This is a genomic window from Streptomyces zinciresistens K42 (assembly GCF_000225525.1).
Lineage (GTDB): Bacteria > Actinomycetota > Actinomycetes > Streptomycetales > Streptomycetaceae > Streptomyces > Streptomyces zinciresistens.
The window spans coordinates 25,727-48,928 of record NZ_AGBF01000008.1 but is presented as its reverse complement, the minus strand read 5'-3'; the positions used below and the strand labels follow the sequence as shown (position 1 = coordinate 48,928).

The window sequence follows — 23,202 nt, the reverse complement described above, 5'->3', positions numbered from 1 at the left end:
GCGCCACCGGCGCCGGATGCCCTCGGGGCCGTCCTCAGTCCTCGCTGGGCGCGGTCGGGAGCTTCGCCTGGATGAGATCCATGACGGCGGAGTCCGTCAGGGTCGTCACATCGCCGAGCTGGCGGTTCTCGGCGACGTCCCTCAGCAGCCGGCGCATGATCTTGCCCGAACGGGTCTTCGGCAGCTCGGCCACCGGAAGCACCCGCTTCGGCTTGGCGATCGGGCCGAGCGTGGAACCGACGTGGTTGCGCAGCTCCCCGACGAGGTCCTCGCTCTCGGCGGCGGTGCCGCGCAGGATGACGAACGCGACGATGGCCTGCCCGGTCGTCTCGTCCGCGGCGCCGACCACGGCCGCCTCGGCGACCGAGGGGTGCGACACGAGCGCCGACTCCACCTCGGTGGTCGAGATGTTGTGCCCGGACACGAGCATCACGTCGTCGACGCGGCCCAGCAGCCAGATGTCGCCGTCGTCGTCCTTCTTCGCCCCGTCGCCCGCGAAGTACCTGCCCTCGAAACGCGACCAGTACGTGTCGAGGAAGCGCTGGTCGTCGCCCCAGATGGTGCGCAGCATCGACGGCCACGGCTCGGTCAGGACCAGGTAGCCGCCACCGCCGTCGGGCACCTCGCTGGCCTCGTCGTCGACGACGGTTGCGGAGATGCCGGGCAGCGGGCGCTGCGCCGAGCCGGGCTTGGCCTCGGTCACGCCCGGCAGCGGCGAGATCATCATCGCGCCGGTCTCGGTCTGCCACCAGGTGTCGACGACCGGGGTGCGGTCGCCGCCGATGTTCTTGCGGTACCAGACCCATGCCTCGGGGTTGATCGGCTCACCGACGGAGCCGAGGACGCGCAGCGAGGAGAGGTCGAACTTGGCGGGGATGTCGTCCCCCCACTTCATGAACGTGCGGATGGCGGTCGGCGCCGTGTACAGGATCGTCACCCCGTACTTCTGCACGATCTCCCAGAAGCGGCCCTGGTGCGGGGTGTCCGGGGTGCCCTCGTACATCACCTGCGTCGCGCCGTTGGCGAGCGGTCCGTAGACGATGTACGAGTGCCCGGTGACCCAGCCGACGTCGGCGGTGCACCAGTAGACGTCGGTCTCCGGCTTGAGGTCGAAGACCGCGTGGTGGGTGTAGGCGGTCTGGGTGAGGTAGCCGCCGGAGGTGTGCAGGATGCCCTTCGGCTTACCCGTCGTGCCCGACGTGTAGAGGATGAAGAGCGGCTGCTCGGCCTCGAACGCCTCCGGGGTGTGCGCGGTGGACTGCCGGTCCACGAGTTCGTGCCACCACACGTCGCGGCTGTCGTTCCAGGCGACGTCCTGGCCGGTGCGGCGGACCACGAGCACGTGCTCGACGTTGCCCGCCTTGTCGGCGGCGTCGTCGACGGCCGGCTTGAGCGCGGAGGGCTTGCCGCGCCGGTAGCCGCCGTCGGAGGTGATGACGACCTTGGCGTCCGCGTCCTGGATCCGGGTGGCGAGGGCGTCCGCCGAGAAGCCGCCGAAGACGACCGAGTGCGCGGCGCCGATACGTGCGCAGGCCAGCATCGCGACCGCCGTCTCGGGGATCATCGGCATGTAGACCGCGACCCGGTCGCCCTTGCGGACTCCCAGCTCCAGCAGGGCGTTGGCGGCCTTGGAGACCTCGTCCTTCAGCTCGGCGTAGGTGACGGCGCGGCTGTCGCCCGGCTCGCCCTCGAAGTGGATGGCCACCCGGTCGCCGTGCCCGGCCTCGACGTGCCGGTCGACGCAGTTGTACGCGACGTTGAGCTCGCCGTCCTTGAACCACTTGGCGAACGGCGGGTTCGACCAGTCCAGCGTCTCCGCCGGCTCCTTGGCCCAGGTCAGCCGACGGGCCTGCGCGGCCCAGAAGCCTAGCCTGTCAGCCTTGGCCTGTTCATACGCCTCCGCCGTGACGTTGGCGTGGGCGGCCAGGTCGGCGGGGGGTGCGAACCTGCGCTCTTCCCTCAGCAGGTTGGCCAGGCTTTCGTTGCTCACGACATCTCCCTTTCCCAGGGTGTCCGTTGTGTCCCAGGCCACAGCTCATCAGACCGGGGGGCCCGATGACAAGGGTCGGCGGAAAATTGGTTTAGACCTGTCGGGCAACGGGTCCTGAGCTGCTTCTGTCGCCGCGGTCACTCGTTCCCACGGACGCCGGACGGGCGCGGTTCAGGTCTGCGACTCCTTTCCCCTTCCCTGCCGGGTCCGGCCGCGACACGGATCGCCCCCGGGGGCCGTACGGCGCGGGTCCCGCGACGGGCGGCTCGGCGAGGCGCGACCCCGCGACGGCACGCGGCCCCGCACCGGGGCGGGGCCACACCTCCGTCTCCCTCCCCCGCCGTCTCACACGGACAGGCCGGCCACCCCGACATGGTCGAACACCTCGTCGTCGCCCGTCTCCGTGAGCAGATACGCCTGTGCCTCACCCACGTGGAAGTACATCCCGTGCAGCGCCAGCGCCCCCGCCCGCAGGGCGCGCGCCACCGACTCGTGGGCGCGCAGGTGCTCCAGCTGCTGGATCACGTTGGTCAGGCAGAGCTGCTCGACCGCGTCGGCCGGTGCCCGCCCGGCGAGCCTGGCCCACGGGCGGCCGTCGTCGGACATCCGCTCCACACTGGGCCGCCCGTGCCGCAGCCATCTTCGGAGCGGGGTCTGCGCGCCGTCCGGCTCGGCGGCCAGCAGGGCCTGCATCGCCCCGCAACCCGAGTGCCCGCACACCGTGACGGACCGCACCCGCAGCACGTCCACCGCGTACTCGATGGCCGCCGCCACCGAGTCGTCGCCGCTCTCCCGGCCGGGCGGCGGGACGAGGTTGCCGACGTTGCGCACGACGAACAGGTCGCCCGGACCGCTGGACGTGATCATCGACGTCACCAGCCGTGAGTCCGCGCACGTCAGGAACAGCTGCGAAGGCTGCTGTCCCTCGCGCGCCAGCCGCGCCAGCTCGCCGCGCACCAGGGGGGCGGTGTTGCGCTGGAACGCGCTGATGCCCCGGGCCAGTTGGTGCCCGCTCATCCGGCCCGCCTGGGAACCACCGGCTCCGTCACCGTCGCCACCGGACAGACCGGCGGGACGGGCGGGACGGGCAGGACTCGTGGGGTCTGTGGGGCCCGTGGGTCCGGCAGGGGCGGCGGGTGTGGTGGGTTCGGCGGAGGCGCCGGTGGTGGCGGTCGCCGCGGAGGCTTCCGGCCTGTCGGCAGGGTCGGTGGCTGCGGCGGGGCGTCCGGTGTCGGCCGACCTCCTTCCCGTGCTGTCGTGGTCGTCCTCGTCCTCGGCCCCTGGACCCTTCTCGCGCCACCCCGGTCGGGTGTCGCGGGCCGGGTCCGCGTGCGGGATCTCGCACTGGTGGTTGCGCCAGGGCGTCCAGGGGTGGCATCGGCAGCCGGTCGGCTCGGCCGTCGCCGTCCCCGCGTCGAGATGGAGTCGCACCGCTCCCGCCGGCTCACCGATGCGGACGCCCGATCTGCGGCCGACCAGCTCGACGGTGCCGCCGTGCGCGGCCTGGGTGTTCTGCCAGTCCTGCAAGGACTCGTAGGCCGCGTGGTCCATGAACGACCCGTCCAACTCCACGACGGCATGGGCGCCCTGGGGCACGAGATGCAGGGCCCGGCTGAGCCGGGGCACGGCGAGGAACGTCAACTGCCCTCGCACTCTGACGTGGTGGACCCCCTCCTTCTCGTCGTGGGTGATGCGGGTGCGGGTGAGGCGGTGCAGGGCGACCGCGACGGCCATGCCGATCCCCAGCGCGACGCCTTCCAGGACGCCGAGGAAGACCACGCCGAGGGTGGTGACGGCGTAGACGAGCACTTCGCGATGGCGGGTCACCGTGCGGATGTGGTGCAGGGACACCATCTGGATGCCGACAGCCATCACCAGGGCGGCGAGCGAGGCGAGCGGGATGAACTCCAGGACCGGGACCATCAGCAGCGCGGCGATCACTACGAGAACGCCGTGCAGCATCGTGGAGTTCCGGCTGACGGCACCCGCTTGGACATTGGCGGAACTGCGCACGGCCACGCCGGCGACCGGCAGTCCGCCGAGGGTGCCGGAGACCACGTTGGCTGCACCCTGCCCGAGCAGCTCCCTGTCCAGGTCGGAGCGGCCGACGCGGGCGGAGAGCTCGGGCCGTCCGGCGACCAGCTTGTCCACGGCGACCGCGCCGAGCAGCGACTGCACGCTGCACACCAGCGTGATGGTCAGCACGGCGGCGACCAGCCCGAGCACCGGACCCTCGGGCAGCGAGGCCAGGGCGTGACTGCTCCACGACGGCAGGTCCACCTTCGGCAGGCTCAGCCCGGCGAGCGAGGCGGTCGAGGTCGCGACCGCGACGGCCACGAGCGGCGCGGGCACCTTGCGCAGCATGAGTCCGGCGCGTCCCGGCAGCCGTGGCCAGAGCATGAGCAGGGCGAGCGTGAGCACGCTCACCGAGATCGCGGCGGGGCGGACGACGGCCAACTGGGCAGGAAGCTCGTGCAGGTTCTCCAGGACCGAGCTGCGCGGGGTGCCGCCCAGGACGATGTGCAGCTGTGCGACGGCGATGGTGACACCGATGCCGGCGAGCATGCCGTGCACGATGGCGGGGCTGACGGCGAGCGCGGTGCGCGCCACGCGCAGCAGGCCGAGGCCGAGCTGGGCGAGTCCGGCGAGCACCGTGATGGCACAGGTCGTACGCCATCCGTAGCGCTGGATGAGTTCGGCCGTGACGACGGTGAGTCCGGCCGCGGGGCCGCTGACCTGGAGCGCGGACCCGCCGAGCCGCCCGGCGACGACGCCGCCGACGGCCGCGGCGACCAGGCCGGCCTGGAGGGGTGCGCCGGTGGCGAGGGCGATTCCCAGGGAGAGGGGGAGGGCGATCAGGAAGACCGCGACGGAGGCGGACACGTCCGCGCCCGCGAGACCGCGGCGGCGCGGCGGCGGGCTGTGGGGCTCGTGAAACCGCTTCTCACGGTCGGGGCGGTCGGTGCGGGCAGGGACGAAGGCTGTCATGTTTCCCGTCTCCTCCGGGGCAGCGCGGTCGCGGTTGTGGGGGGTCCCCGCGCTTCTCGGCGAGGAGTGGGTCGCGGCCGTGTGGTCACGGCGTGCAGCGGCGGGATTGCGGCAACAATCGGTAAACGGATCGTAATGCAGAGTAAAGGTCCGGAATATGCTTTACGAGCAAATGGACGAATGAATCCCTCTAGAGAGTGATGTGGTCGATTAGTCGGCTTGTCGTACTAATTCCTTCTCTGTCTCATGCGACTTTGACGGCGCTGTCGGCACCCGGAGAGAGACCCGAGAGAAGCCCGAGAGAAGCCCGAAAAGGCACGGAGGAGCCACCGGGAAGGGCACCGACAGAGCACCGACAGGCGCCCGAGAAGAGCCCGAGAAGAGCCCGAGAGAAGGAAGAAGGTGGACGGAGCATGGCCGCCACCCGCAGGATCGCTGTTCTCCGCGTGATCGCAGCCCGCCGCCGGGGCCCCGGCGCGGGTACCGTCACCGGCCCGCGCGGGATCGCCGCGGGCGCCGCGCTCGCCGCCCTCTGCGTCACGTCACTCGCCGCGTGCGGCATCGGCGCCGACGAGGCCGGACGGGCCGCATCGGGGCCGCAGAAGCAGAAGCCGGTGGCGCCCGCGCCGAAGAGCGCGATCCGCGTGATCGGAGACGGCTCCACCGCGTATACCGGCGCCCAGCCGCGGCTGCCGCGACCGGAGCGGCTGAAGCCGGGGCAGAAGCCGCCGCAGTTCGTGGTCTTCTCCTGGGACGGCGCCGGCGAGGACAGCCAGAAGCTCTTCTCCCACTTCCGCAAGGTCGCCCGGGAGAACAACGCGACGATGACGTACTTCCTCAGCGGCGTGTACATGCTGCCCGAGGACAAGCGCGACCAGTACCGTCCGCCGCAGCACTCCCCGGGCCGCTCCGACATCGGCTTCAACGACCAGCGGGGCATCGCCGACACCGCGGAGCAACTGCGCCTCGCGTGGCTGGAGGGCAACGAGGTCGGCACCCACTTCAACGGGCACTTCTGCGGCAGCGGCGGCGGTGTCGGCGAATGGTCGGTGAAGGAGTGGAAGGACGAGATCTCCCAGGCGAAACGGTTCGTGAAGTCCTGGAAGACCAGCACCGGAATGGCACAGGCGGCGCCCCTGCCGTTCGACTACGACAAGGAGCTGATCGGCGCCCGCACGCCCTGCCTGGAAGGCAGGACCAACTTCGTGAAGGCCGCTCGGGAGATGGGCTTCCGCTACGACTCCAGCGGTGTCAACAACCAGGTCTGGCCCACCGAGAAGCAGGGCATGTGGGACCTGTCGATGCAGCTCGTGCCGTTCCCCGGCCACACCTACGAGCAGTTGACCATGGACTACAACTTCATGGTCAACCAGTCGGGCGCCACCAGCCAGGGCGACCCCGCCAAGCACGGCCTCTGGGGCGACCAGATGCGCGACGGCCTGCTCATGGGCTTCAGTCGCGCCTACGACGGCAACCGCGCGCCCCTGATCATCGGCAACCACTTCGAGTCCTGGAACGGCGGCACCTACATGCGTGCCGTGGAACAGGTCGTGCGAAGTGTCTGCAACAAGCCCGACGTGCGCTGTGTGTCCTTCCGCCAACTGGCCGACTGGCTGGACGCCCAGGACCCGGCGGTCCTCAAGAAGCTGCGCACCCTCACGGTCGGTGAGGCCCCGAAGCAGGGCTGGGCGTCCTTCCTGTCCGGCCCCTCGGCACCGGCCCCGAGGGGCGTACCGGGGGCACCGGCCGTCAAACCGTAGGCATGCTTGCGGAGTCGGCCGCCAACCCGCAGGCGGTGCGGGCGGAGCCGGCGGCGGAGGGGACACCGTGGTCCTCGCCCAGGACGAACCCGGGGTCGATCTGAGCCGCCAGGTCGGCCCCCGTCCGCTCGTTCCCCCAGGAGTGGGCGTTCTTCAGGTGGAAGTGGGTCATCTGCCGGGTGTACCGCTCCCAGTCCCGGGACGCGTACGTCTGGTCCGCGGCCCTCCGCAACCGGTCCAGGGCACGGCGGTTGACGTCCTCCAGGAGACCGAACCGGGGCGGCCGGCCCTTCTCCATGGCGCGCACCCAGTCCGAGTGCGCCACGGTCTCCAGCAGGTCGTCCCCGATCTCGGCGCGGAGGAAGTCGAGGTCGTCCTGGCCCTGCACCTTGTTGCCGACGACCTTGAGGGCGATCCCGAAGTCGCGGGCGTACTCGGCGTACTGGCGGTAGACGGAGACCCCCTTCCGGGTCGGCTCGGCGACGAGGAACGTGATGTCGAAGCGGGTGAACATCCCGGAGGCGAAAGAGTCCGAGCCCGCGGTCATGTCGACCACGACGTATTCGTCGGGGCCGTCCACCAGATGGTTCAGGAACAACTCCACCGCTCCGGTCTTGGAGTGGTAGCAGGCGACTCCGAGATCGGAGTCCGTGAAAGGGCCGGTGACCATCAAACGGACGGCGCCGCCGTCGAGTTCCACCGGCCGGGCGCAGGCGTCGTACACCGGGTTCTTCTCGACCACCCGCAGCAGACGCGATCCCCTGCCGGGCGGTGTCGTCTTGATCATCTCCGCGGCGGAGGCGATGCGCGGATTGGCGCCGCGCAGGTAGTCCTTGATGAGCGGAAGCCGCTCACCCAGCGCGGGCAGCGCGGCGGCGTCCGCCTCGTCGAGGCCGAGTGCGGCGCCCAGGTGCTGGTTGATGTCGGCGTCGATGGCGACGACCGGTGCGCCGGCGGCAGTGAGGTGCCGGACGAAGAGGGACGACAGGGTCGTCTTGCCGCTGCCGCCCTTCCCGACGAAAGCAATTTTCATGTTCACTAAGAGTAGTGCTGTCATTTCCCTGCGTGGTGGATGCGGGGTGGGGGGTCACCCGTTCGAGGCGCGGGGGGTCGGGCGGGGCGGGGCTGGCGGCGGAGGCCCGGGGAGGGGTGAGGTTGCCGCGAGGGTGCAGGTCAGGGCGGGTGCGAGGCGGGCGGCGGCCTGCGGGGCCAGGCGGGCGCGTAGTGTCTTACTCATGAGTACGACAGGCGCGTCCGCCGATCCGCTCGCGGCTCTCGGGTCACTGCCCGGCGTCCCCCGGGCCGTGGAGTCCGTACGCAAGGCCGTGGACCGGGTGTACGGGCACCGGGTCATGCGGCGCCGAAGCAACGAGGTCACCTCCGAGGCGGCCCTGCGCGGTTCGCGCGGTTCGGCGGCGCTGTCCGGAGCCGACTGGGCGCTCGAAGAGGTGCGCCGCCGTACCGACTTCAGCGGTGACGACGAGGCCCGCGTGGTCGGCGCCGCCCTGCGGCTTACGGCGGAGGCGGGCCAACTGCTGTCCATCTGGCGGCAGTCGCCGCTGCGGGTGCTCGCCCGGCTGCATCTGGTGGCGGCCGCGAGCGCGGACGACCGGGTGGGGCGCCCGCGGCAGGGCGGCGAGTCGGTGGAAGAGCCGCTGATCGAGCTGCCGTTGCCGGGCGCCTCCGAGGTGAACGGCCGCCTGGAGGGTCTGTCCGAGCTGGTCGTCGTCGGCGGTACGGCGCCCGCGCTGGTGACGGCCGCCGTCGTGCACGGCGAACTGCTCGCCCTGCGCCCCTTCACGTCGCACAACGGCCTGGTGGCGCGCGCCGCCGAGCGGATCGTACTGGTCGGCAGCGGTCTCGATCCGAAGTCCGTGTGCGCTGCCGAGGTGGGGCACGCCGAACTGGGCCGTGCGGCCTACCTGGCGGCGCTCGACGGGTACGTCTCCGGCACGCCCGAGGGTGTGGGCGCGTGGATCTCCCACTGCGGCAGGGCGATCGAACTCGGGGCGCGCGAGTCGACGGCGGTCTGCGAGGCCCTGCAGCGCGGAGCGGCCTGACCGGCGGCCGGAACAGTCGTAAGCCGCGGAAAAACTCCAGGGCCTCACAAGGGATACCGCGGGCAGCCGCGCGGCGGTCTCGCGACAAGGGCACGGAAGTCTCTGTGTCACGAAGCGCGAGAGGGGGCGGCCACGGTCAGCAAAAGATGCGGCGGTACGAGGATTCGTACCGCCGCTGGCATGTTCACCGGGTTACCAAGCGTCCTCGGAATGGTGCCCATCAGGTCGGGAACTTTGCCCGTCACCTGGTGCGGCTGGCCCGTAATCGACGGGTCGACGTCGCGTGGGTGCCCAGTGTTCATGCGCGGTCCGTGGGGCCGAAATGCGTAGTAAAGGTGATCCTCTCGGATGTCCTTGGTCTCGCGGGCCGTTGTGTCCTTTGTACTCCTGGACTCCGGCAAGCGGAAGACCCTGCCGCACTTCTTTACTATTGCGCGCAAAACTGCGCTAAACGGGCATGGCTTTACCGGCTGTGGCGCGCAGGGCGCCGAAGGCCGGCCGGGCCGCCTGGGCGGCACCGCCGGCCTGCTGTCCGGGCGGCGGTCAGACCGGCGCCGCGCGGCGCCGGCTCGCGTACCAGACGAGGCCCGCCGTGGCCGCGGCCGCCCCTATGGCCGCCGCCGCGACCAGTGCGGGGCGCGGTGGAACCGAGAAGGACGGGATGCGCTGCTTGAGCCGGACCGGGCGGTTGAAGTCGAGAATCGGCCACCCGCGCGCGACGGCCTCGCGGCGCAGCGCGCGGTCGGGGTTCACGGCGTGCGGATGCCCGACGGCCTGGAGCATCGGCAGGTCGGTGACCGAGTCGCTGTAGGCGTGGCAGCGGGCCAGGTCGTAGCCCTCCGACGCCGCGAGTTCCTTGATCGCCTCGGCCTTCGTCGGGCCGTACGCGTAGTACTCCACCTCGCCGGTGAAGCAGCCGTCGTCGCCGACGACCATGCGCGTGGCCACGACGCGGTCGGCGCCCAGCAGTTCACCGATGGGTTCGACCACCTCGGCGCCGGAGGTCGACACGATCACGACGTCCCGGCCGGCGGTGTGGTGCTCCTCGATGAGGGACGCGGCCTCGTCGTAGATGATCGGGTCGATCAGGTCGTGCAGCGTCTCGGCGACGAGCTCTTTGACCTGCTGGACGTTCCAGCCGCGGACGAGTGTGGACAGGTACTCGCGAGTGCGCTCCATCTGGTCATGGTCCATACCGCCCACGCGGAAGACGAACTGGGCATATGCGGTACGCAAGGCGGCCCGGCGGTTGATCAGACCGCCTTGGTAGAACGACTTGCTGAACGTGAGGGTGCTCGACTTCGCAATGACCGTCTTGTCCAGGTCAAAGAAGGCGGCTGTGCGGGGCAAGGAGTGGTTTTCCACGCTCCCGAGCATAGGCGCAGCCCATTCGGCGTAAGGTGGGCGCGTGGGTTTGCCTGAGAAGGCTCTCGGGTACACCATGGAAGTCACGGATCGTTCGCGACCGTGCTAACCCGGTCCGACTCCTCCCCCCCCGAGTCGGCCGTGGAGACGACCCCCGCTCTCCCCCCCGGCGGGGGTCGTCGCATGTCCGGGGTGGTTTTTCTGTTTCTGACGCAGATGCCGGTGCGGAGCGACGTGTTCGCGTCCGCTTCTTCTGTGCGCCCATGATCGGTGACTCTGTGTAGCGGCGGCTCCGCTCTGCGGCAGCCGCACGGGTGCCGGTAGGGGGCTCACCGGTTCGGGTGATGCCGATATCCACAACTCCCAAGTTGTCCACAGTTATCGACCAAGATCCACACGATTTCCGGGATCGCGGCACGGTGATTCCAGACACGCCCCGGGCGAACGGAGTTCATGGCCGGTTCCGGTTAGTCGGGGGTGTTTGGCCGGTTCGTATCGGCCGCTCATATGGAGACCGCTTACCGGTTCTTCACATGTTCGGGAATCGCGGGGTCCACGGGGCCGCGCGAGGGATGCACAGAAGGGGGACGGACACCGTGACCGCAGCCGTCACACACGATCCGCCCGCGCCCGCCTCCGGGCGGCCGGGCAAGCCACTGATCGTCACCGAGGACGCCGATCTGCTCGACGACCTGCTGCGCCTGTGCGCGGCGGCCGGGGCGACACCCGAAGTCCACCACGGGGTGCCCGCATCCCGCGGAAGCTGGGAGACCGCACCACTCGTGCTGGTCGGCGACGACGCCGCACGGCGGGTGCGCGGCGCCGTGCGCAGACGCGATGTGGTCCTCGTGGGCCGTGACCAGGACGACTCGGGTGTGTGGCGCCGGGCCGTCGAGATCGGCGCCGACCATGTGCTGATGCTGCCCGACGGCGAACAGTGGCTGGTCGACCGCATCGCCGATGTCGCCGAGGGCGTCGGTCGGCCCGCCCTCACCGTCGGCGTCATCGGGGGCCGGGGCGGTGCCGGGGCGTCCACGCTCGCGTGTGCCCTCGCCGTCACCGCGGCGCGGGAGGGACTGCGCACGCTGCTCGTGGACGCCGACCCGCTGGGCGGCGGACTCGACGTCGCCCTGGGCGGCGAGGCGGTCCAGGGCCTGCGCTGGCCCGCGTTCGCCGGCTCGCGGGGGCGGCTCGGCAGCGGTGCCCTGGAGGAGTCGCTGCCGAGACTGCACTCGTTGCGGGTCCTGAGCTGGGACCGCGGCGAATGCTTGGCCGTCCCGCCGCAGGCGATGCGGGCGGTGCTGGCCGCCGCCCGGCGCCGGGGCGGCACGGTCGTCGTGGACCTGCCCCGCCGCCTCGACGACGGCGTCGCCGAGGCTCTCGCCCAGATCGACGTCGGACTCCTCGTCGTCCCCGCGGAACTGAGGGCCGTCGCGGCGGCCCGCCAGATGGCCTCCGCGGTCCGTCTGCTGTTGCGCGATCTGCGCCTCGCGGTCCGGGGGCCCTACGCGCCCGGCCTCGACGACCGCGAGGTGGCCCGGCTGCTGGATCTGCCGCTGGTGGGCGAGGTTCCGGTGGAGCCGGGGCTGCTGCGTCCGCACGACGGCAGGGAACCGCCGGGTGCGGCGGGCCGGGGACCGCTGGCACGGTTCTGCCGGGAGTTCTGGGAGCGCGCAGTGCTTGAGGCGAGGGCGACGTGAGGCCGGACTTGGCGGCTGGACGGGCGCGTGGGGCAAATGCGGCGTTCGGGGCTGATGTCGCGGAGCGCTCGGTCGGCGAGGCGGAAGGTTCGGCGGGGGTGAAGGGCGTTCCGGCGGACGAGGGCGGCGGGGCGGCGGCCGCGGGGCTCGAACCGGTGAGGAGGGCGGCGGACGGTTCGGCGAAGGCAGGACCCGCGCGGTGGTGGTCGGGCGGCGGCGCGGTGCGGGTGATCGCCGCCGAGGGCGCCTCGGCGGGCGGGCGACGTCCGGAGGCGGCCGGGCCCGTACCGCCCGGTGGGGTAGGAGCGCACGGCGGGGCTCGTGCCGGGCGGCCGGGATGGGCGTACGGCGGGCCGGCGGGGCAGGAGCGCGCGCGTGCCGGGGAATGGGCGCCCGGCGGCGCGTCGGTCGCGGAGGGGATGCCGACCGGGCTGCTCGACGGGGTCCGGCAGCGGCTGGCCGAGAGCGGGGCGGAACCGACTCCGGCACGCGTGGCACAGGCGCTGCGGGAGCAGGGCAGGGTGCTCGGGGACGCCGAAATCCTGGGAGCGGCAGATCAGTTGAGATCCGAACTGGTCGGCAGCGGCCCGCTGGAGCCGTTGCTCGCCGACCCCGCCGTCACGGATGTGCTGGTGTCGGCCCCGGACCGGGTCTGGGTGGACCGCGGCCGGGGGCTGGAACCGACCTCGGTGCGCTTCGCGGACGCGGCGGCCGTACGGCGTCTCGCGCAACGCCTCGCGGCGGTGGCCGGCCGGCGCCTGGACGACGCGCGCCCCTGGGTGGACGCCCGGCTCCCGGACGGAACCCGGCTGCACGCGGTACTTCCGCCCGTCGCCGTCGGCTGCACGTGCCTGTCGCTGCGGGTCGTGCGGCCCCGGGCCTTCACGCTCGGCGAACTGGTCGAGGCGGGCACGGTGCCGCCGGGCGGGGACCGGGTGCTGCGAGCCCTGGTCGAGGCGCGGCTGTCCTTTCTCATCAGCGGGGGCACGGGCAGTGGGAAGACGACGCTGCTCAGCGCGTTGCTCGGGCTGGTGGGGCCGGGTGAGCGGATCGTGCTCGCGGAGGACTCCGCCGAGCTGAGGCCGGACCATCCCCATGTCGTACGGCTGGAGAGCAGACCCGCCAATCAGGAGGGCGCGGGGCTGGTCACGCTGGAGGACCTGGTGCGGCAGGCGCTGCGGATGCGGCCGGACCGGTTGGTCGTGGGCGAGGTGCGCGGAATCGAAGTCCTCGATTTGCTGGCCGCGTTGAACACGGGCCACGAAGGGGGCTGCGGGACCGTCCACGCCAACGCCGCGGCCGGGGTCCCGGCCCGCCTGGAGGCGCTGGGCACGGCCGCCGGGCTCGATCGAGCGGCGCTGCACAGCCAGTTGGCGGCCGCGTTGTCCGTCGTCATCCATCTGGTCAGGGACGCGAGCGGTCGTCGGCGGATCGCCGAGGTGCATGTGCTGGAACGGGACCCCTCGGGGCTGGTGCGGACGGTGCCCGCACTGCGGTGGGGCGCGCGGGGGTTCGTGTCGGAGCGCGGGTGGGAGCGGCTGCGGGGGCTGCTTCGGTCCGCGGGGGCCCTTCGGGACGAGAGAGAGGCCGGCGCCGAGAGCGCGGTCTACGGCGAGGACGACGAGGTGCGGGGAAGGGGTTCGCGTGGGTGAGGTGGCGTCGGGTGCGGCGGCGCTGTGTCTCGGGGCGGCGTTGTGCCTGCTGGACGGGCCGGGCTCGGGGGCTCGGCGGGCGCGGCTGCTGTTGGCGGGCGGTGCCGCCGTGGGCGCGGGACCGCCGGGGCGGCGGAGGCGGGTGCGGGAACTGCGCCTACTGCGCGGGCGCCTGCGGGCCGAGTGGTGGGCGTTGGCAGCCGGGGCGGTGCTGGCGGTCCTGGGGACGTCGGTACTGCCGGTCGTCGCGGGGGCGGCCGGGGTGCCGCTCCTGCGACGGGCGCGCGCGGTCCGGGACGCGCGGAAGGCGCGGGACAGCCGCGGGGAGGCGGTGATCGCGCTGTGCGCGGCCATCGCGGGCGAAGTGCGGGCGGGCCGGCATCCGGGCGAGGCGTTGCAGCGGGCGGCACGGGACTCCGACGGGCTCGGTGAGACGCGGTCCGCGGTGCTCGCGGCGGCGCGGTTCGGCGGAGACGTACAGGGCGCGCTGGCCTCCTCGGCGCGGCGGCCCGGCGCCGAGGGGCTCTCCGGACTGGCCGCGTGCTGGCGGGTTGCCGTGGACCAGGGCGCCGGACTCGCGGACGGACTCGACCGGCTGGAAGGGGCGTTACGCGCCGAGCGGGATCAACGCGCTGATCTGCGAGCGCAGTTGGCGGGAGCACGCTCGACGGTGGTGATGCTCGCGGGGCTGCCGGTCCTGGGGTTGGCGCTCGGCGCCGCCATGGGCGCGAACCCGCTGCGGGTGCTGCTGCACACGGGCGCGGGGCTGGGCTGCCTGCTGATCGGCGGGCTGCTGGAAGGGCTGGGGATGTGGTGGGCCGCGCGGATCGTGCGGGGAGCGGAGGCGGCGTGACGACGCGAGGGCGGCCGGGGGCCGTGAGAAGGGTGAGCGGATGAGCGGGGAGGTTTTCCACAGGCTGGGGACAGTGGCGGTCGTGACCCTGCTGGTCGGCTGGCTGCTGCGATGGGCCACGACGGTCCGGCAGGAACGGCGGACTCGGCGTCGGCTGACGGGGTTGCTGGCGATCGGCGACGTGACGCGGGCTCGACAGCGGGTGGAGGTGCTGCGGGCCGCACGAAGGTGGACGCCCGTCGTGGCGGTCGTCGCGGCTGGTTGGGCGTTGGTCGGGGGAGTCGCGGGTCTGGTCGTGGGGTGTGCCGCCGGGAGTGGGCTCTGCCTGTGGAGCCGACGGCGGACGGTTGAGGCTGCGTCGGCGGAACCGGACGCCGACGAGGTGACCGGGCAACTGCCGCTCGCCGCAGATCTGTTGGCGGCTTGTATCGCCGCTGGGGCGGGACCGGTCGTCGCCGCACAGGCTGTCGGCGAGGCACTGGGCGGCCCGGTCGGGGATGCGCTGGCCCGAGGCGCGGCGGAGGTCAGACTCGGGAGTGAGCCGGGTGCCGCGTGGCAGCGGCTGGCGTCGATGCCGAAGGCCCGGGGGCTGGCCCGGTTGCTGGAGCGGGCCGATGTGTCGGGTCTTCCCGCGGCGAGCCCGGTGGCCCGGCTGGCCGCGGACGCCCGCGCCGACTGGGGACGGGCGGCGACGGAGCGGGCGAGGCGGGCGGCCGTCATGGTGACCGCCCCGGTGGGGCTCTGCTTCCTGCCGGCGTTCATTGCGATCGGCGTCGCGCCCGTGGTCATCGGGCTCGCGGGCGGAGCGCTGGGCGGGGGTGGAAGGTGACGGGGCCTCAGCGCCGGGCGGGACGGTGGCGGAGGCGCCGTGGGAAACCGGAGGCGAGGAGGTGCGAAGGAGCCGGCGGAGGCGGGGCGGGCGGGTGAGAGGAGTCGCGGAGCGGTTTGCCGCGGGTGCGTGAGGGGCGGAATCAGCCACTTCGGCGCAACTGGCGTATCAGACACGGAACAGCGGACTCGGTGACCGGCGCAAGGCGGGTTCACCGGCACATGACCGGTTCAACGGGACCGGAAAGTACGGGGGTTCAGATGCACAGGGTGGTACGGGCACGGATGCGAGCCATGGCAGTGCGGGCGTGGGCGCGGGTGGCGGCGCGGAGGGACGACGGGATGGTCACCTCCGAGTACGCCATGGGGATCGTCGCGGCGGTGGCGTTCGCGGTGGTGCTCTACAAGGTCGTGACGAGCGGGCAGGTCAGCGCGGAGTTGCAGGCCATCGTGAAGCGGGCGCTCGATGCGCGGATGTGAGCGGAGGGCATGGCCGGGGCGTTGGGTGGGCCGGGGCGCGGACCGGGGTTTCGTGACCGCGGAGTCGGCCGTCGTCCTGCCCGTGCTGGTGATGTTCGCGATGGCGCTGGTGTGGGGGCTGCTCGTGGTGGCGGCACAGATCCAGTGCGTGGACGCGGCCCGGACGGGTGCCCGCGCCGCGGCACGGCAGGATCCCCCGGGCACGGTGGTCGAGGTGGCACGGGACGCGGCCCCACGGGGTGCGGAGGTCAGCGTCACCCGTGAGGAGGGCGAGGTGCGTGTGGTCGTCGTGGCCAGGCCGCCGCTGTTGAGGGGGCTCCCCTTCGAGGTACGGGAGGAGGCCGTGGCATCGGCGGAGGAGAGCGTGGGGGAGGCGCCGTGAGCAGGCGATGCGGTGGTGGGCGCAGGTCGCGGGGGCGATGGCGGGCGGTCCGTTCCGGTCTGAGTGCCGGTCGGGGTGCCGATCGGGGTGCCGATCGGGGTGCCGATCGGGGCTCCGCCACCGTCTGGAGCGTGGCAGCCGTCGCCGTGCTGTGTGTCGTGTTCGGGGCGGTGCTCGCCCTGGGGCAGGCCGTGGTGACGCGGCACCGGGCGGCGGGCGGTGCGGATCTCGCAGCGCTGTCCGCCGCCGACCACTGGGCGGAGGGCGCAACGGCGGCTTGCGCTCGGGCCGAGCGGGTGGCTCGGGCACAGGGTGTCCGGTTGGCGCGGTGCGCGGTGATGGGCGAGGTGTCGGACGTGACGGCGGCGTCGGGGCGGGGTCCCTTCGCCGCGGAGGTCAGGGCGCGCGCGGGACCGGCCGTCCCGACGGGGCGGACTGCTCCTCAGCCGCTCGCCCCACCGGAGGCGGACAGACCGGCATCAGCTCCGCGCGACCCATGATCGCCCGCTGAGCCCGCTGAGCCCGCTGAGCCCGCTGAGCCCGCTGAGCCCGCTGAGCCCGCTGAGCCCGCTGAGCCTGACGAATCCGCCGCCACCGGCCCGCCATCAGGCTCACCGGCCACGGCCACGACCACAGCCCCGTCACCGGGCTCCTCCGCCACCGAGTTGGCTCCCTGTGTCGTCGGCGCCCCCTCCGTCTCTCCCGGCGCGCCCCGCAGCAGTGTGGTGAGGAGGCGTACCGCTCCCCGCTTGTGCAGGGGGTCGTTGCCGTTGCCGCACTTGGGGGACTGGATGCAGGACGGGCAGCCCGCCTCGCACTCGCAGGAGGCGATGGCCTCGCGGGTCGCGGTGAGCCAGGCGCGGGCCGTGTGGAAGGCGCGCTCGGCGAAGCCCGCGCCGCCGGGGTGGCCGTCGTAGACGAAGACCGTGGGGAGCAGCGTGTCGGGGTGGAGCGGGACCGACACACCGCCGATGTCCCATCGGTCGCACGTCGCGAACAGGGGCAGCAGGCCGATCGAGGCGTGCTCGGCGGCGTGCAGCGCGCCGCCGAGGATCTCCGGGTTGATCCGGGCCTCGTCGAGTTGGTCCTCGGTGACGGTCCACCACACCGCGCGCGTGCGCAGCGTACGAGGAGGGAGGTCGAGCTTGGTCTCGCCGAGGACTTCGCCCGTGATCAGCCGTCGGCGCAGGAAGGAGACGACCTGGTTGGTGACCTCGACGGAGCCGTAGCACAGGCGGCCGTCGCCCCAGGGGACCTCGGTGTCGGTCTCCAGTACGGAGATGGCCGTCGTGTCGCGGGCGACGGTGGAGTAGGACGGGGACGCCTGTTCGACGAGGGCGACGGAGTCCTCCAGGTCGAGCGAGCGCACGAGATAGGTGCGGCCCTGGTGCAGATGGACCGCGCCCTCGTGCACGCTGCCGTGGGCGGCGCCGGCGTCGACCGTGCCGAGCAGCCGGCCCGTCCCCGCCTCGACGATCTGGACCGGGCGGCCTCCACCACCGCGGATGTCGGTGAGGTCGGCGGCGCGTTCACGGCGGGTCCAGTGCCAGCCCCGGGTGCGGCGGCGCAGCAGCCTGGCGGCCTCCAGCTGCGGCAGAAGCCCCTCGGCCGCCGGGCCGAAGAGGGGCAGGTCCTCCTCCGTCAGCGGGATCTCGGCGGCGGCCGCGCACAGGTGGGGCGCGAGGACGTACGGGTTGTCGGGGTCCAGGACGGTCGACTCCACCGGCTGGTCGAACAGGGCCTCGGGGTGGTGGACGAGATAGGTGTCCAGGGGGTCGTCCCGGGCGACGAGGACGGCGAGGGCGCCCTGGCCGGAGCGTCCGGCGCGCCCGGCCTGCTGCCACAGGGACGCGCGGGTGCCCGGGTAGCCGGAGATGAGGACGGCGTCCAGGCCGGAGACGTCGATGCCCAGTTCCAGGGCGGTGGTGGCGGAGAGGCCGAGGAGTTCGCCGGAGTGCAGGGCCTGTTCCAGGGCGCGGCGCTCCTCGGGGAGATATCCGCCGCGGTAGGCCGCGACACGCCGGGCGAGGGAGCGGTCTACCGCGGCGAGCCGCTCCTGCGCGATGACGGAGATCAGCTCGGCGCCGCGGCGGGAGCGGACGAAGGCGACGGAGCGCACGCCCTGCACGGCCAGGTCGGTGAGCAGGTCCGCGGTCTCGGCGGTGGCGGTGCGGCGCACAGGTGCGCCCTTCTCTCCCTGGAGTTCGGTGAGCGGGGGCTCCCAGAGGGCGAAGACCAGCTCCCCGCGCGGGGAGGCGTCGTCGGCGACCTCCACCACCGGCAGGCCCGTGAGCCGGCGCCCGGCGACCGCGGGGTCGGCGGCGGTGGCCGAGGCCAGCAGGAAGACGGGGGAGGCGCCGTAGCGGGCGCACAGGCGGCGCAGGCGCCGCAGCACCTGGGCGACATGGGAGCCGAAGACGCCGCGGTAGGTGTGGCACTCGTCGATGACGACGTACTTCAGCGCCTTCAGGAACGACGACCAGCGGGGGTGGGACGGGAGGATGCCGCGGTGCAGCATGTCGGGGTTGGTGAGCACGTAGGTGGCGTACTGGCGGACCCACTCGCGTTCTTCGAACGGAGTGTCGCCGTCGTAGACGGCGGGACGCACCGAATGGCCCAACGGTTGTGAAAGTTCCTTCACCGAGCGGCACTGGTCCGCAGCGAGGGCCTTGGTCGGCGCCAGGTAGAGGGCGGTGGCGCCGCGTCCGTTCGGCGCCTCGGCGCCGTCCAGGAGCGTCGAGAGGACCGGCACGAGGTAGGCGAGGGACTTGCCGGAGGCGGTGCCGGTGGCGACGACGACGGACTCGCCGTCCAGCGCGTGTTCGGCGGCGCGTGCCTGGTGGGCCCAGGGGTGATCGATTCCGGCCTTCTGCACCGCGGCGACGACCTCGGCCCGGATCCGGTCCGGCCAGACGGCATGGCGGCCCTCACGTGGGGGCACATGCTCCGTATGAGTGATGCGCGAAGCCCGGTCCGGCCCCGAGGCCAGCCGGTCGAGCACCGTGCCCGGATCCACCCGGGAGACGGGGCCCGTCGGGGTGCGATCGGATCGCAGATTCTTGGCCATCGGCACCGAGTGTGTCACTGGCGTGACGGACAATGGGACCAAGGCGTCGTGCACGCCCGCCCGTAAGTGATTGAATGCCATCGCGGCTGGCGAACCGACCTGGGGGCTGCAAGCCGAGGTGTCCCTAGGGGGCGACCGCTCGATAGCAAGGTGCTGGAGGATCCGTGGACCTGTCCCTGTCGACCCGTACCGTCGGCGATCGTACGGTCGTCGAGGTCGGTGGCGAAATCGACGTATATACCGCGCCCAAGCTGCGCGAGCAGTTGGTCGAGCTGGTGAACGACGGGAGTTTCCACCTCGTCGTAGACATGGAGGGCGTGGACTTCCTCGACTCCACCGGTCTCGGCGTGCTGGTCGGCGGCCTGAAGCGGGTGCGAGCCCATGAGGGCTCCCTGCGCCTGGTGTGCAACCAGGAGCGCATTCTGAAGATCTTCCGCATCACCAGCCTCACCAAGGTGTTCCCGATCCACACCTCGGTCGAGGAAGCGGTGGCGGCGACCGACTGATCACCGCTCCCTGGCCCGTCGCGAGGCGGGTCCGGGGCGGCAGAAGTGGAACAGCCGGGGGACCGGGGCCTTCGGTGCCCGGTCCCCCCGACCGCACGCCCGAAGTCGCGAGGGGGATGCATGGCCACCGTTGAACTCCGCTTCAGCGCGCTGCCCGAGCACGTCAGGACCGCCCGACTGGTGGCGGCAGCGGTGGCGCGCAGGGCCGGAGTGGACGAGGCCGTCCTCGACGAGGTCAGGCTCGCCGTCGGCGAGGCGTGCAGCCGTGCCGTCGGGCTGCACCGGAGCGTCGGCATCACGGCGCCGGTGAAGGTCGCGCTGATCGAGGAGGAGAAGCAGTTCTCCATCGAGGTCGGCGACGAGGCGCCGCGTGCCGTTCCCGGCGCGGGGCCGTCCGGCGACGGGGGCGAGGCGGAGGCCGAGGCCGAGGCCGAGGAGGACGAGATGGGCCTCGCGGTCATCAGCGGCCTCGTGGACGACGTGGAGGTCTCCTCGGGGGAGCACGGCGGGCTGATCCGTATGACCTGGCCCACCACCCCGCCGGCCGTCGTCCTTCCCTGAACGGCCGTACCCGCACATCTCTTCCCGAAGGGGCCCTGCTCGGCAGGGCCCCTTCGGGCATTCATGCGGCACGCGGAGCCGCCGCGGCACCGGGGAGGGGCCATCGCCGCAGGCTCGCAGGCCCGCAGGCCCGCACCCCCCTCCCACTCCCTCCGGCGCTCCCCGGCACCCCCTGGCCCCCGCAGCGCCCCCCTCACGCTGCCCAGGGGCCCACGCCCCCACCCCCGCCCAGGGCCGCGCGGTCGTGCCGGGGAGCCGCGACGATCCCCGGATCTCCGGTTCGCCCGGCCTCGGTCTCCCGACCCCGACCCTCCGCGCGCCCACCCTCCCCGGAATTCGTGAATGAATTCACGATCGGATTCCTCTGATCATTGATCAAGCTCTCCATCATCTGATCAAGGCACAATCGGAGGGTCAATGGTTTCAGGGCATTAGCACTTTCGGGTTCCCTGGCTTGACGTCGATCATTTGCTGAACGGCAAGTGAAGGCCAATTCCGTTTACCGCGCTCTGTTTTGATCAGGTTCCGGTACCTAGAATCCGTCCACATCTTGAGCTCAGCCCAAGCGTCAAGGAGGACGAATGGCGGGGCTTCCTACCCCTCATCAGCTGGACCAGCCCACAACCCTCGCGGCCGCGGTACTGACGGACGACAACCGGATCATCATCAGCGTGATCGGGGTCGTCGCCCTGGCGGCACTCGTGGTCGCCGGTGTCCTGGTGCGCCAGGTGCTCGCGGCGGGCGAGGGCACCGACAGCATGAAGAAGATCGCGGCGGCGGTCCAGGAAGGCGCCAACGCCTATCTGGCCCGGCAGTTGCGCACCCTCGGCGTATTCGCCGTCGTCGTGTTCTTCCTGCTCATGCTCCTGCCCGCGGACGACTGGAATCAGCGCATCGGCCGATCGGTGTTCTTCCTGATCGGCGCCGCGTTCTCGGCGGCCACCGGCTATATCGGCATGTGGCTCGCCGTGCGCAGCAATGTGCGGGTCGCCGCGGCCGCCCGGGAAGCGACTCCCGCGGAAGGTGAGCCGGAAAAGGATCTCACCGCCGTCTCGCACAAAGCCATGAAGATCGCTTTCCGTACCGGTGGCGTCGTCGGCATGTTCACGGTGGGGCTCGGTCTGCTCGGCGCCTCGTGTGTAGTGCTCGTGTACGCGGCCGACGCGCCGAAGGTGCTCGAAGGGTTCGGTCTCGGCGCCGCGCTGATCGCGATGTTCATGCGCGTCGGTGGCGGCATCTTCACCAAGGCCGCCGACGTCGGCGCCGACCTGGTCGGCAAGGTCGAGCAGGGCATTCCGGAGGACGATCCGCGCAATGCCGCGACCATCGCCGACAACGTGGGCGACAACGTCGGCGACTGCGCGGGCATGGCGGCCGACCTCTTCGAGTCGTACGCGGTGACCCTGGTCGCCGCGCTGATCCTCGGAACGGCCGCCTTCGGCGACTCCGGGCTCGCCTTCCCGCTGATCGTCCCCGCGATCGGTGTGGTCACCGCCATGATCGGCATCTTCGCGGTGGCCCCGCGCCGGTCCGACCGCAGCGGGATGACCGCGATCAACCGCGGGTTCTTCATCTCCGCGGTGATCTCGATCGTGCTCGTCGCGATCGCGGTCTTCGCCTATCTGCCCTCCTCGTACGCCGACCTCGACGGCCTCACCGACACCGCCATCGCGGCCAAGAGCGGCGACCCGCGGATCCTCGCGCTCGTCGCCGTGGGCATCGGCATCCTGCTCGCCGCCGTCATCCAGCAGTTGACCGGCTACTTCACCGAGACCAACCGGCGCCCCGTCCGGGACATCGGCAAGACCTCGCTGACCGGCCCCGCGACCGTCGTCCTCGCCGGCATCTCCGTCGGCCTGGAGTCGGCCGTCTACACGGCGCTGCTGATCGGCCTCGGCGTCTACGGGGCGTTCCTGCTCGGCGGTACGTCGATCATGCTCGCGCTGTTCGCGGTGGCGCTGGCCGGCACGGGCCTGCTCACCACGGTCGGCGTGATCGTGGCGATGGACACCTTCGGCCCGGTCTCCGACAACGCGCAGGGCATCGCCGAGATGTCCGGCGACGTCGAGGGCGCCGGAGCCCAGGTGCTCACGAACCTGGACGCGGTCGGCAACACCACCAAGGCCATCACCAAGGGCATCGCCATCGCCACCGCCGTCCTCGCGGCGGCGGCGCTCTTCGGGTCGTACCGCGACGCCATCACCACCGGCGCGCGGGACGTGGGCGAGAAGCTCAGCGGGGACGGCGCGCCGATGAGCCTGATGATGGACATCTCGCAGCCCAACAACCTGGTCGGCCTCGTCGCGGGCGCGGCGGTCGTCTTCCTCTTCTCGGGGCTCGCGATCAACGCCGTGTCGCGTTCGGCGGGCGCCGTGGTCTACGAGGTGCGGCGGCAGTTCCGCGAGCGCCCCGGGATCATGGACTACACGGAGAAGCCGGAGTACGGCAAGGTCGTGGACATCTGCACCAGGGACGCCCTGCGCGAGCTCACCACGCCCGGTCTGCTCGCCGTGATGGCGCCGATCTTCATCGGGTTCACACTCGGCGTCGGCGCGCTCGGCGCCTTCCTGGCGGGTGCGATCGGCACCGGCACGCTGATGGCGGTCTTCCTCGCCAACTCCGGCGGCGCCTGGGACAACGCCAAGAAGCTCGTCGAGGACGGCCACCACGGCGGCAAGGGCAGCGAGGCCCACGCCGCGACGGTGATCGGCGACACGGTCGGCGACCCCTTCAAGGACACCGCGGGACCCGCCATCAACCCGCTGCTGAAGGTGATGAACCTCGTCGCGCTGCTCATCGCGCCCGCGGTCATCCAGTTCAGCTACGGCGAGGACAAGAGCGTCGCGGTGCGCGTGCTCATCGCCGTCGCCTCGCTCCTGGTGATCGTGGGTGCCGTGTACATCTCCAAGCGGCGCGGGATCACCATGGGTGACGAAGGCAACGCCGAGAGGGTGGCCAAGCCGGCGGACCCCGCGGTGGTCTCGTAGGCGGTCTCCCGACGGCCCGGCCC

17 protein-coding genes are annotated in these 23,202 nt (G+C 72.1%); 12 read left to right on the top strand and 5 right to left on the bottom strand.

Features of this window, described 5'->3' with window-relative positions; all coding sequences use genetic code 11:
• Positions 1-34 precede the first annotated feature (34 nt).
• On the bottom strand, positions 35-1,990 hold the full coding sequence (gene acs, locus SZN_RS05020; RefSeq protein WP_007492007.1) for an acetate--CoA ligase: 1,956 nt from the start codon (positions 1,988-1,990) through the stop codon (positions 35-37).
• 345 nt (positions 1,991-2,335) lie between these two features.
• A complete protein-coding gene (locus SZN_RS05015) occupies positions 2,336-4,978 on the bottom strand; it encodes a SulP family inorganic anion transporter (protein ID WP_007492005.1) in 2,643 nt (880 codons plus the stop codon).
• Between the two features lie 413 nt (positions 4,979-5,391).
• Here SZN_RS05015 and SZN_RS05010 point away from each other — a divergent pair, with 413 nt between their 5' ends.
• Positions 5,392-6,738 carry a polysaccharide deacetylase family protein gene (locus SZN_RS05010; protein ID WP_007492003.1) on the top strand — a complete coding sequence of 449 codons (1,347 nt, stop codon included), beginning with the start codon at positions 5,392-5,394 and terminating at the stop codon, positions 6,736-6,738.
• On the opposite strand, the gene SZN_RS05005 is transcribed toward SZN_RS05010, so the two are convergent.
• Positions 6,728-7,771, bottom strand: a complete 1,044-nt coding sequence (locus SZN_RS05005) for an ATP-binding protein (RefSeq protein ID WP_050815007.1) — start codon at positions 7,769-7,771, stop codon at positions 6,728-6,730. The genes SZN_RS05010 and SZN_RS05005 overlap by 11 nt on opposite strands.
• A gap of 202 nt (positions 7,772-7,973) precedes the next feature.
• Here SZN_RS05005 and SZN_RS05000 point away from each other — a divergent pair, with 202 nt between their 5' ends.
• Positions 7,974-8,798 (top strand): Fic family protein, encoded by an 825-nt coding sequence (locus SZN_RS05000; protein WP_007491999.1) that lies wholly within the window; start codon positions 7,974-7,976, stop codon positions 8,796-8,798.
• Between the two features lie 543 nt (positions 8,799-9,341).
• Here the strand turns inward: SZN_RS05000 and SZN_RS04995 are convergent.
• Positions 9,342-10,175 carry an HAD family hydrolase gene (locus SZN_RS04995; RefSeq protein WP_007491998.1) on the bottom strand — a complete coding sequence of 278 codons (834 nt, stop codon included), beginning with the start codon at positions 10,173-10,175 and terminating at the stop codon, positions 9,342-9,344.
• Between the two features lie 584 nt (positions 10,176-10,759).
• Between SZN_RS04995 and ssd the strand changes: the two genes are divergently transcribed.
• From ssd to SZN_RS38190, 7 genes are all read left to right on the top strand, one after another.
• The gene (gene ssd / locus SZN_RS04990; RefSeq protein ID WP_007491996.1) at positions 10,760-11,863 is read left to right on the top strand and encodes a septum site-determining protein Ssd; all 1,104 of its coding nucleotides are present in this window, start codon (positions 10,760-10,762) and stop codon (positions 11,861-11,863) included.
• A 419-nt stretch (positions 11,864-12,282) separates the two neighbouring features.
• A complete protein-coding gene (locus SZN_RS04985) occupies positions 12,283-13,515 on the top strand; it encodes a TadA family conjugal transfer-associated ATPase (RefSeq protein ID WP_007491995.1) in 1,233 nt (410 codons plus the stop codon).
• On the top strand, positions 13,508-14,368 hold the full coding sequence (locus SZN_RS04980) for a type II secretion system F family protein (RefSeq protein ID WP_007491993.1): 861 nt from the start codon (positions 13,508-13,510) through the stop codon (positions 14,366-14,368). The genes SZN_RS04985 and SZN_RS04980 overlap by 8 nt, the downstream gene beginning before the upstream one ends.
• 40 nt (positions 14,369-14,408) lie before the next feature.
• The gene (locus tag SZN_RS04975) at positions 14,409-15,197 is read left to right on the top strand and encodes a type II secretion system F family protein (RefSeq protein WP_007491992.1); all 789 of its coding nucleotides are present in this window, start codon (positions 14,409-14,411) and stop codon (positions 15,195-15,197) included.
• A 260-nt stretch (positions 15,198-15,457) separates the two neighbouring features.
• Positions 15,458-15,676, top strand: a complete 219-nt coding sequence (locus SZN_RS04970) for a DUF4244 domain-containing protein (RefSeq protein WP_078508446.1) — start codon at positions 15,458-15,460, stop codon at positions 15,674-15,676.
• Positions 15,663-16,058, top strand: a complete 396-nt coding sequence (locus SZN_RS04965; RefSeq protein ID WP_050815006.1) for a TadE family type IV pilus minor pilin — start codon at positions 15,663-15,665, stop codon at positions 16,056-16,058. The genes SZN_RS04970 and SZN_RS04965 overlap by 14 nt, the downstream gene beginning before the upstream one ends.
• A 59-nt stretch (positions 16,059-16,117) precedes the next feature.
• On the top strand, positions 16,118-16,558 hold the full coding sequence (locus tag SZN_RS38190; protein WP_078508455.1) for an Rv3654c family TadE-like protein: 441 nt from the start codon (positions 16,118-16,120) through the stop codon (positions 16,556-16,558).
• Here SZN_RS38190 and SZN_RS04960 read toward each other — a convergent pair.
• The gene (locus tag SZN_RS04960; RefSeq protein WP_244313294.1) at positions 16,501-19,206 is read right to left on the bottom strand and encodes a DEAD/DEAH box helicase; all 2,706 of its coding nucleotides are present in this window, start codon (positions 19,204-19,206) and stop codon (positions 16,501-16,503) included. The two genes, SZN_RS38190 and SZN_RS04960, sit on opposite strands and share 58 nt — an antisense overlap.
• Positions 19,207-19,289: 83 nt before the next feature.
• Between SZN_RS04960 and bldG the strand changes: the two genes are divergently transcribed.
• The 3 genes from bldG (at position 19,290) to SZN_RS04945 (ending at position 23,179) form a co-directional block, all read left to right on the top strand.
• Positions 19,290-19,631: an anti-sigma factor antagonist BldG gene (gene bldG, locus SZN_RS04955; RefSeq protein WP_007491988.1), complete on the top strand. Its 342-nt coding sequence runs from the start codon at positions 19,290-19,292 to the stop codon at positions 19,629-19,631.
• Positions 19,632-19,751: 120 nt separating this feature from the next.
• Positions 19,752-20,192, top strand: coding sequence for an ATP-binding protein (locus SZN_RS04950; protein WP_007491987.1), 441 nt, complete (start codon positions 19,752-19,754; stop codon positions 20,190-20,192).
• 581 nt (positions 20,193-20,773) lie between these two features.
• Entirely contained in the window at positions 20,774-23,179 is a 2,406-nt protein-coding gene (locus SZN_RS04945) for a sodium-translocating pyrophosphatase (protein WP_007491986.1), read from the top strand.
• The last annotated feature ends 23 nt before the right edge of the window (positions 23,180-23,202 follow it).

Bases quoted from the DNA above. Each gene is read 5' to 3' on its own strand.
- SZN_RS05015 (WP_007492005.1), bottom strand. From the start codon at position 4,978: ATGACAGCCTTCGTCCCTGCCCGCACCGACCGCCCCGACCGTGAGAAG.
- SZN_RS05005 (WP_050815007.1), bottom strand. From the start codon at position 7,771: ATGAAAATTGCTTTCGTCGGGAAGGGCGGCAGCGGCAAGACGACCCTG.
- SZN_RS04985 (WP_007491995.1), top strand. From the start codon at position 12,283: ATGCCGACCGGGCTGCTCGACGGGGTCCGGCAGCGGCTGGCCGAGAGC.
- SZN_RS05010 (WP_007492003.1), top strand. From the start codon at position 5,392: ATGGCCGCCACCCGCAGGATCGCTGTTCTCCGCGTGATCGCAGCCCGC.
- SZN_RS04965 (WP_050815006.1), top strand. From the start codon at position 15,663: ATGCGCGGATGTGAGCGGAGGGCATGGCCGGGGCGTTGGGTGGGCCGG.
- SZN_RS04970 (WP_078508446.1), top strand. From the start codon at position 15,458: ATGCACAGGGTGGTACGGGCACGGATGCGAGCCATGGCAGTGCGGGCG.
- SZN_RS04960 (WP_244313294.1), bottom strand. From the start codon at position 19,206: ATGGCATTCAATCACTTACGGGCGGGCGTGCACGACGCCTTGGTCCCA.
- SZN_RS04975 (WP_007491992.1), top strand. From the start codon at position 14,409: ATGAGCGGGGAGGTTTTCCACAGGCTGGGGACAGTGGCGGTCGTGACC.
- SZN_RS05000 (WP_007491999.1), top strand. From the start codon at position 7,974: ATGAGTACGACAGGCGCGTCCGCCGATCCGCTCGCGGCTCTCGGGTCA.
- SZN_RS04995 (WP_007491998.1), bottom strand. From the start codon at position 10,175: ATGCTCGGGAGCGTGGAAAACCACTCCTTGCCCCGCACAGCCGCCTTC.
- SZN_RS04945 (WP_007491986.1), top strand. From the start codon at position 20,774: ATGGCGGGGCTTCCTACCCCTCATCAGCTGGACCAGCCCACAACCCTC.
- SZN_RS04950 (WP_007491987.1), top strand. From the start codon at position 19,752: ATGGCCACCGTTGAACTCCGCTTCAGCGCGCTGCCCGAGCACGTCAGG.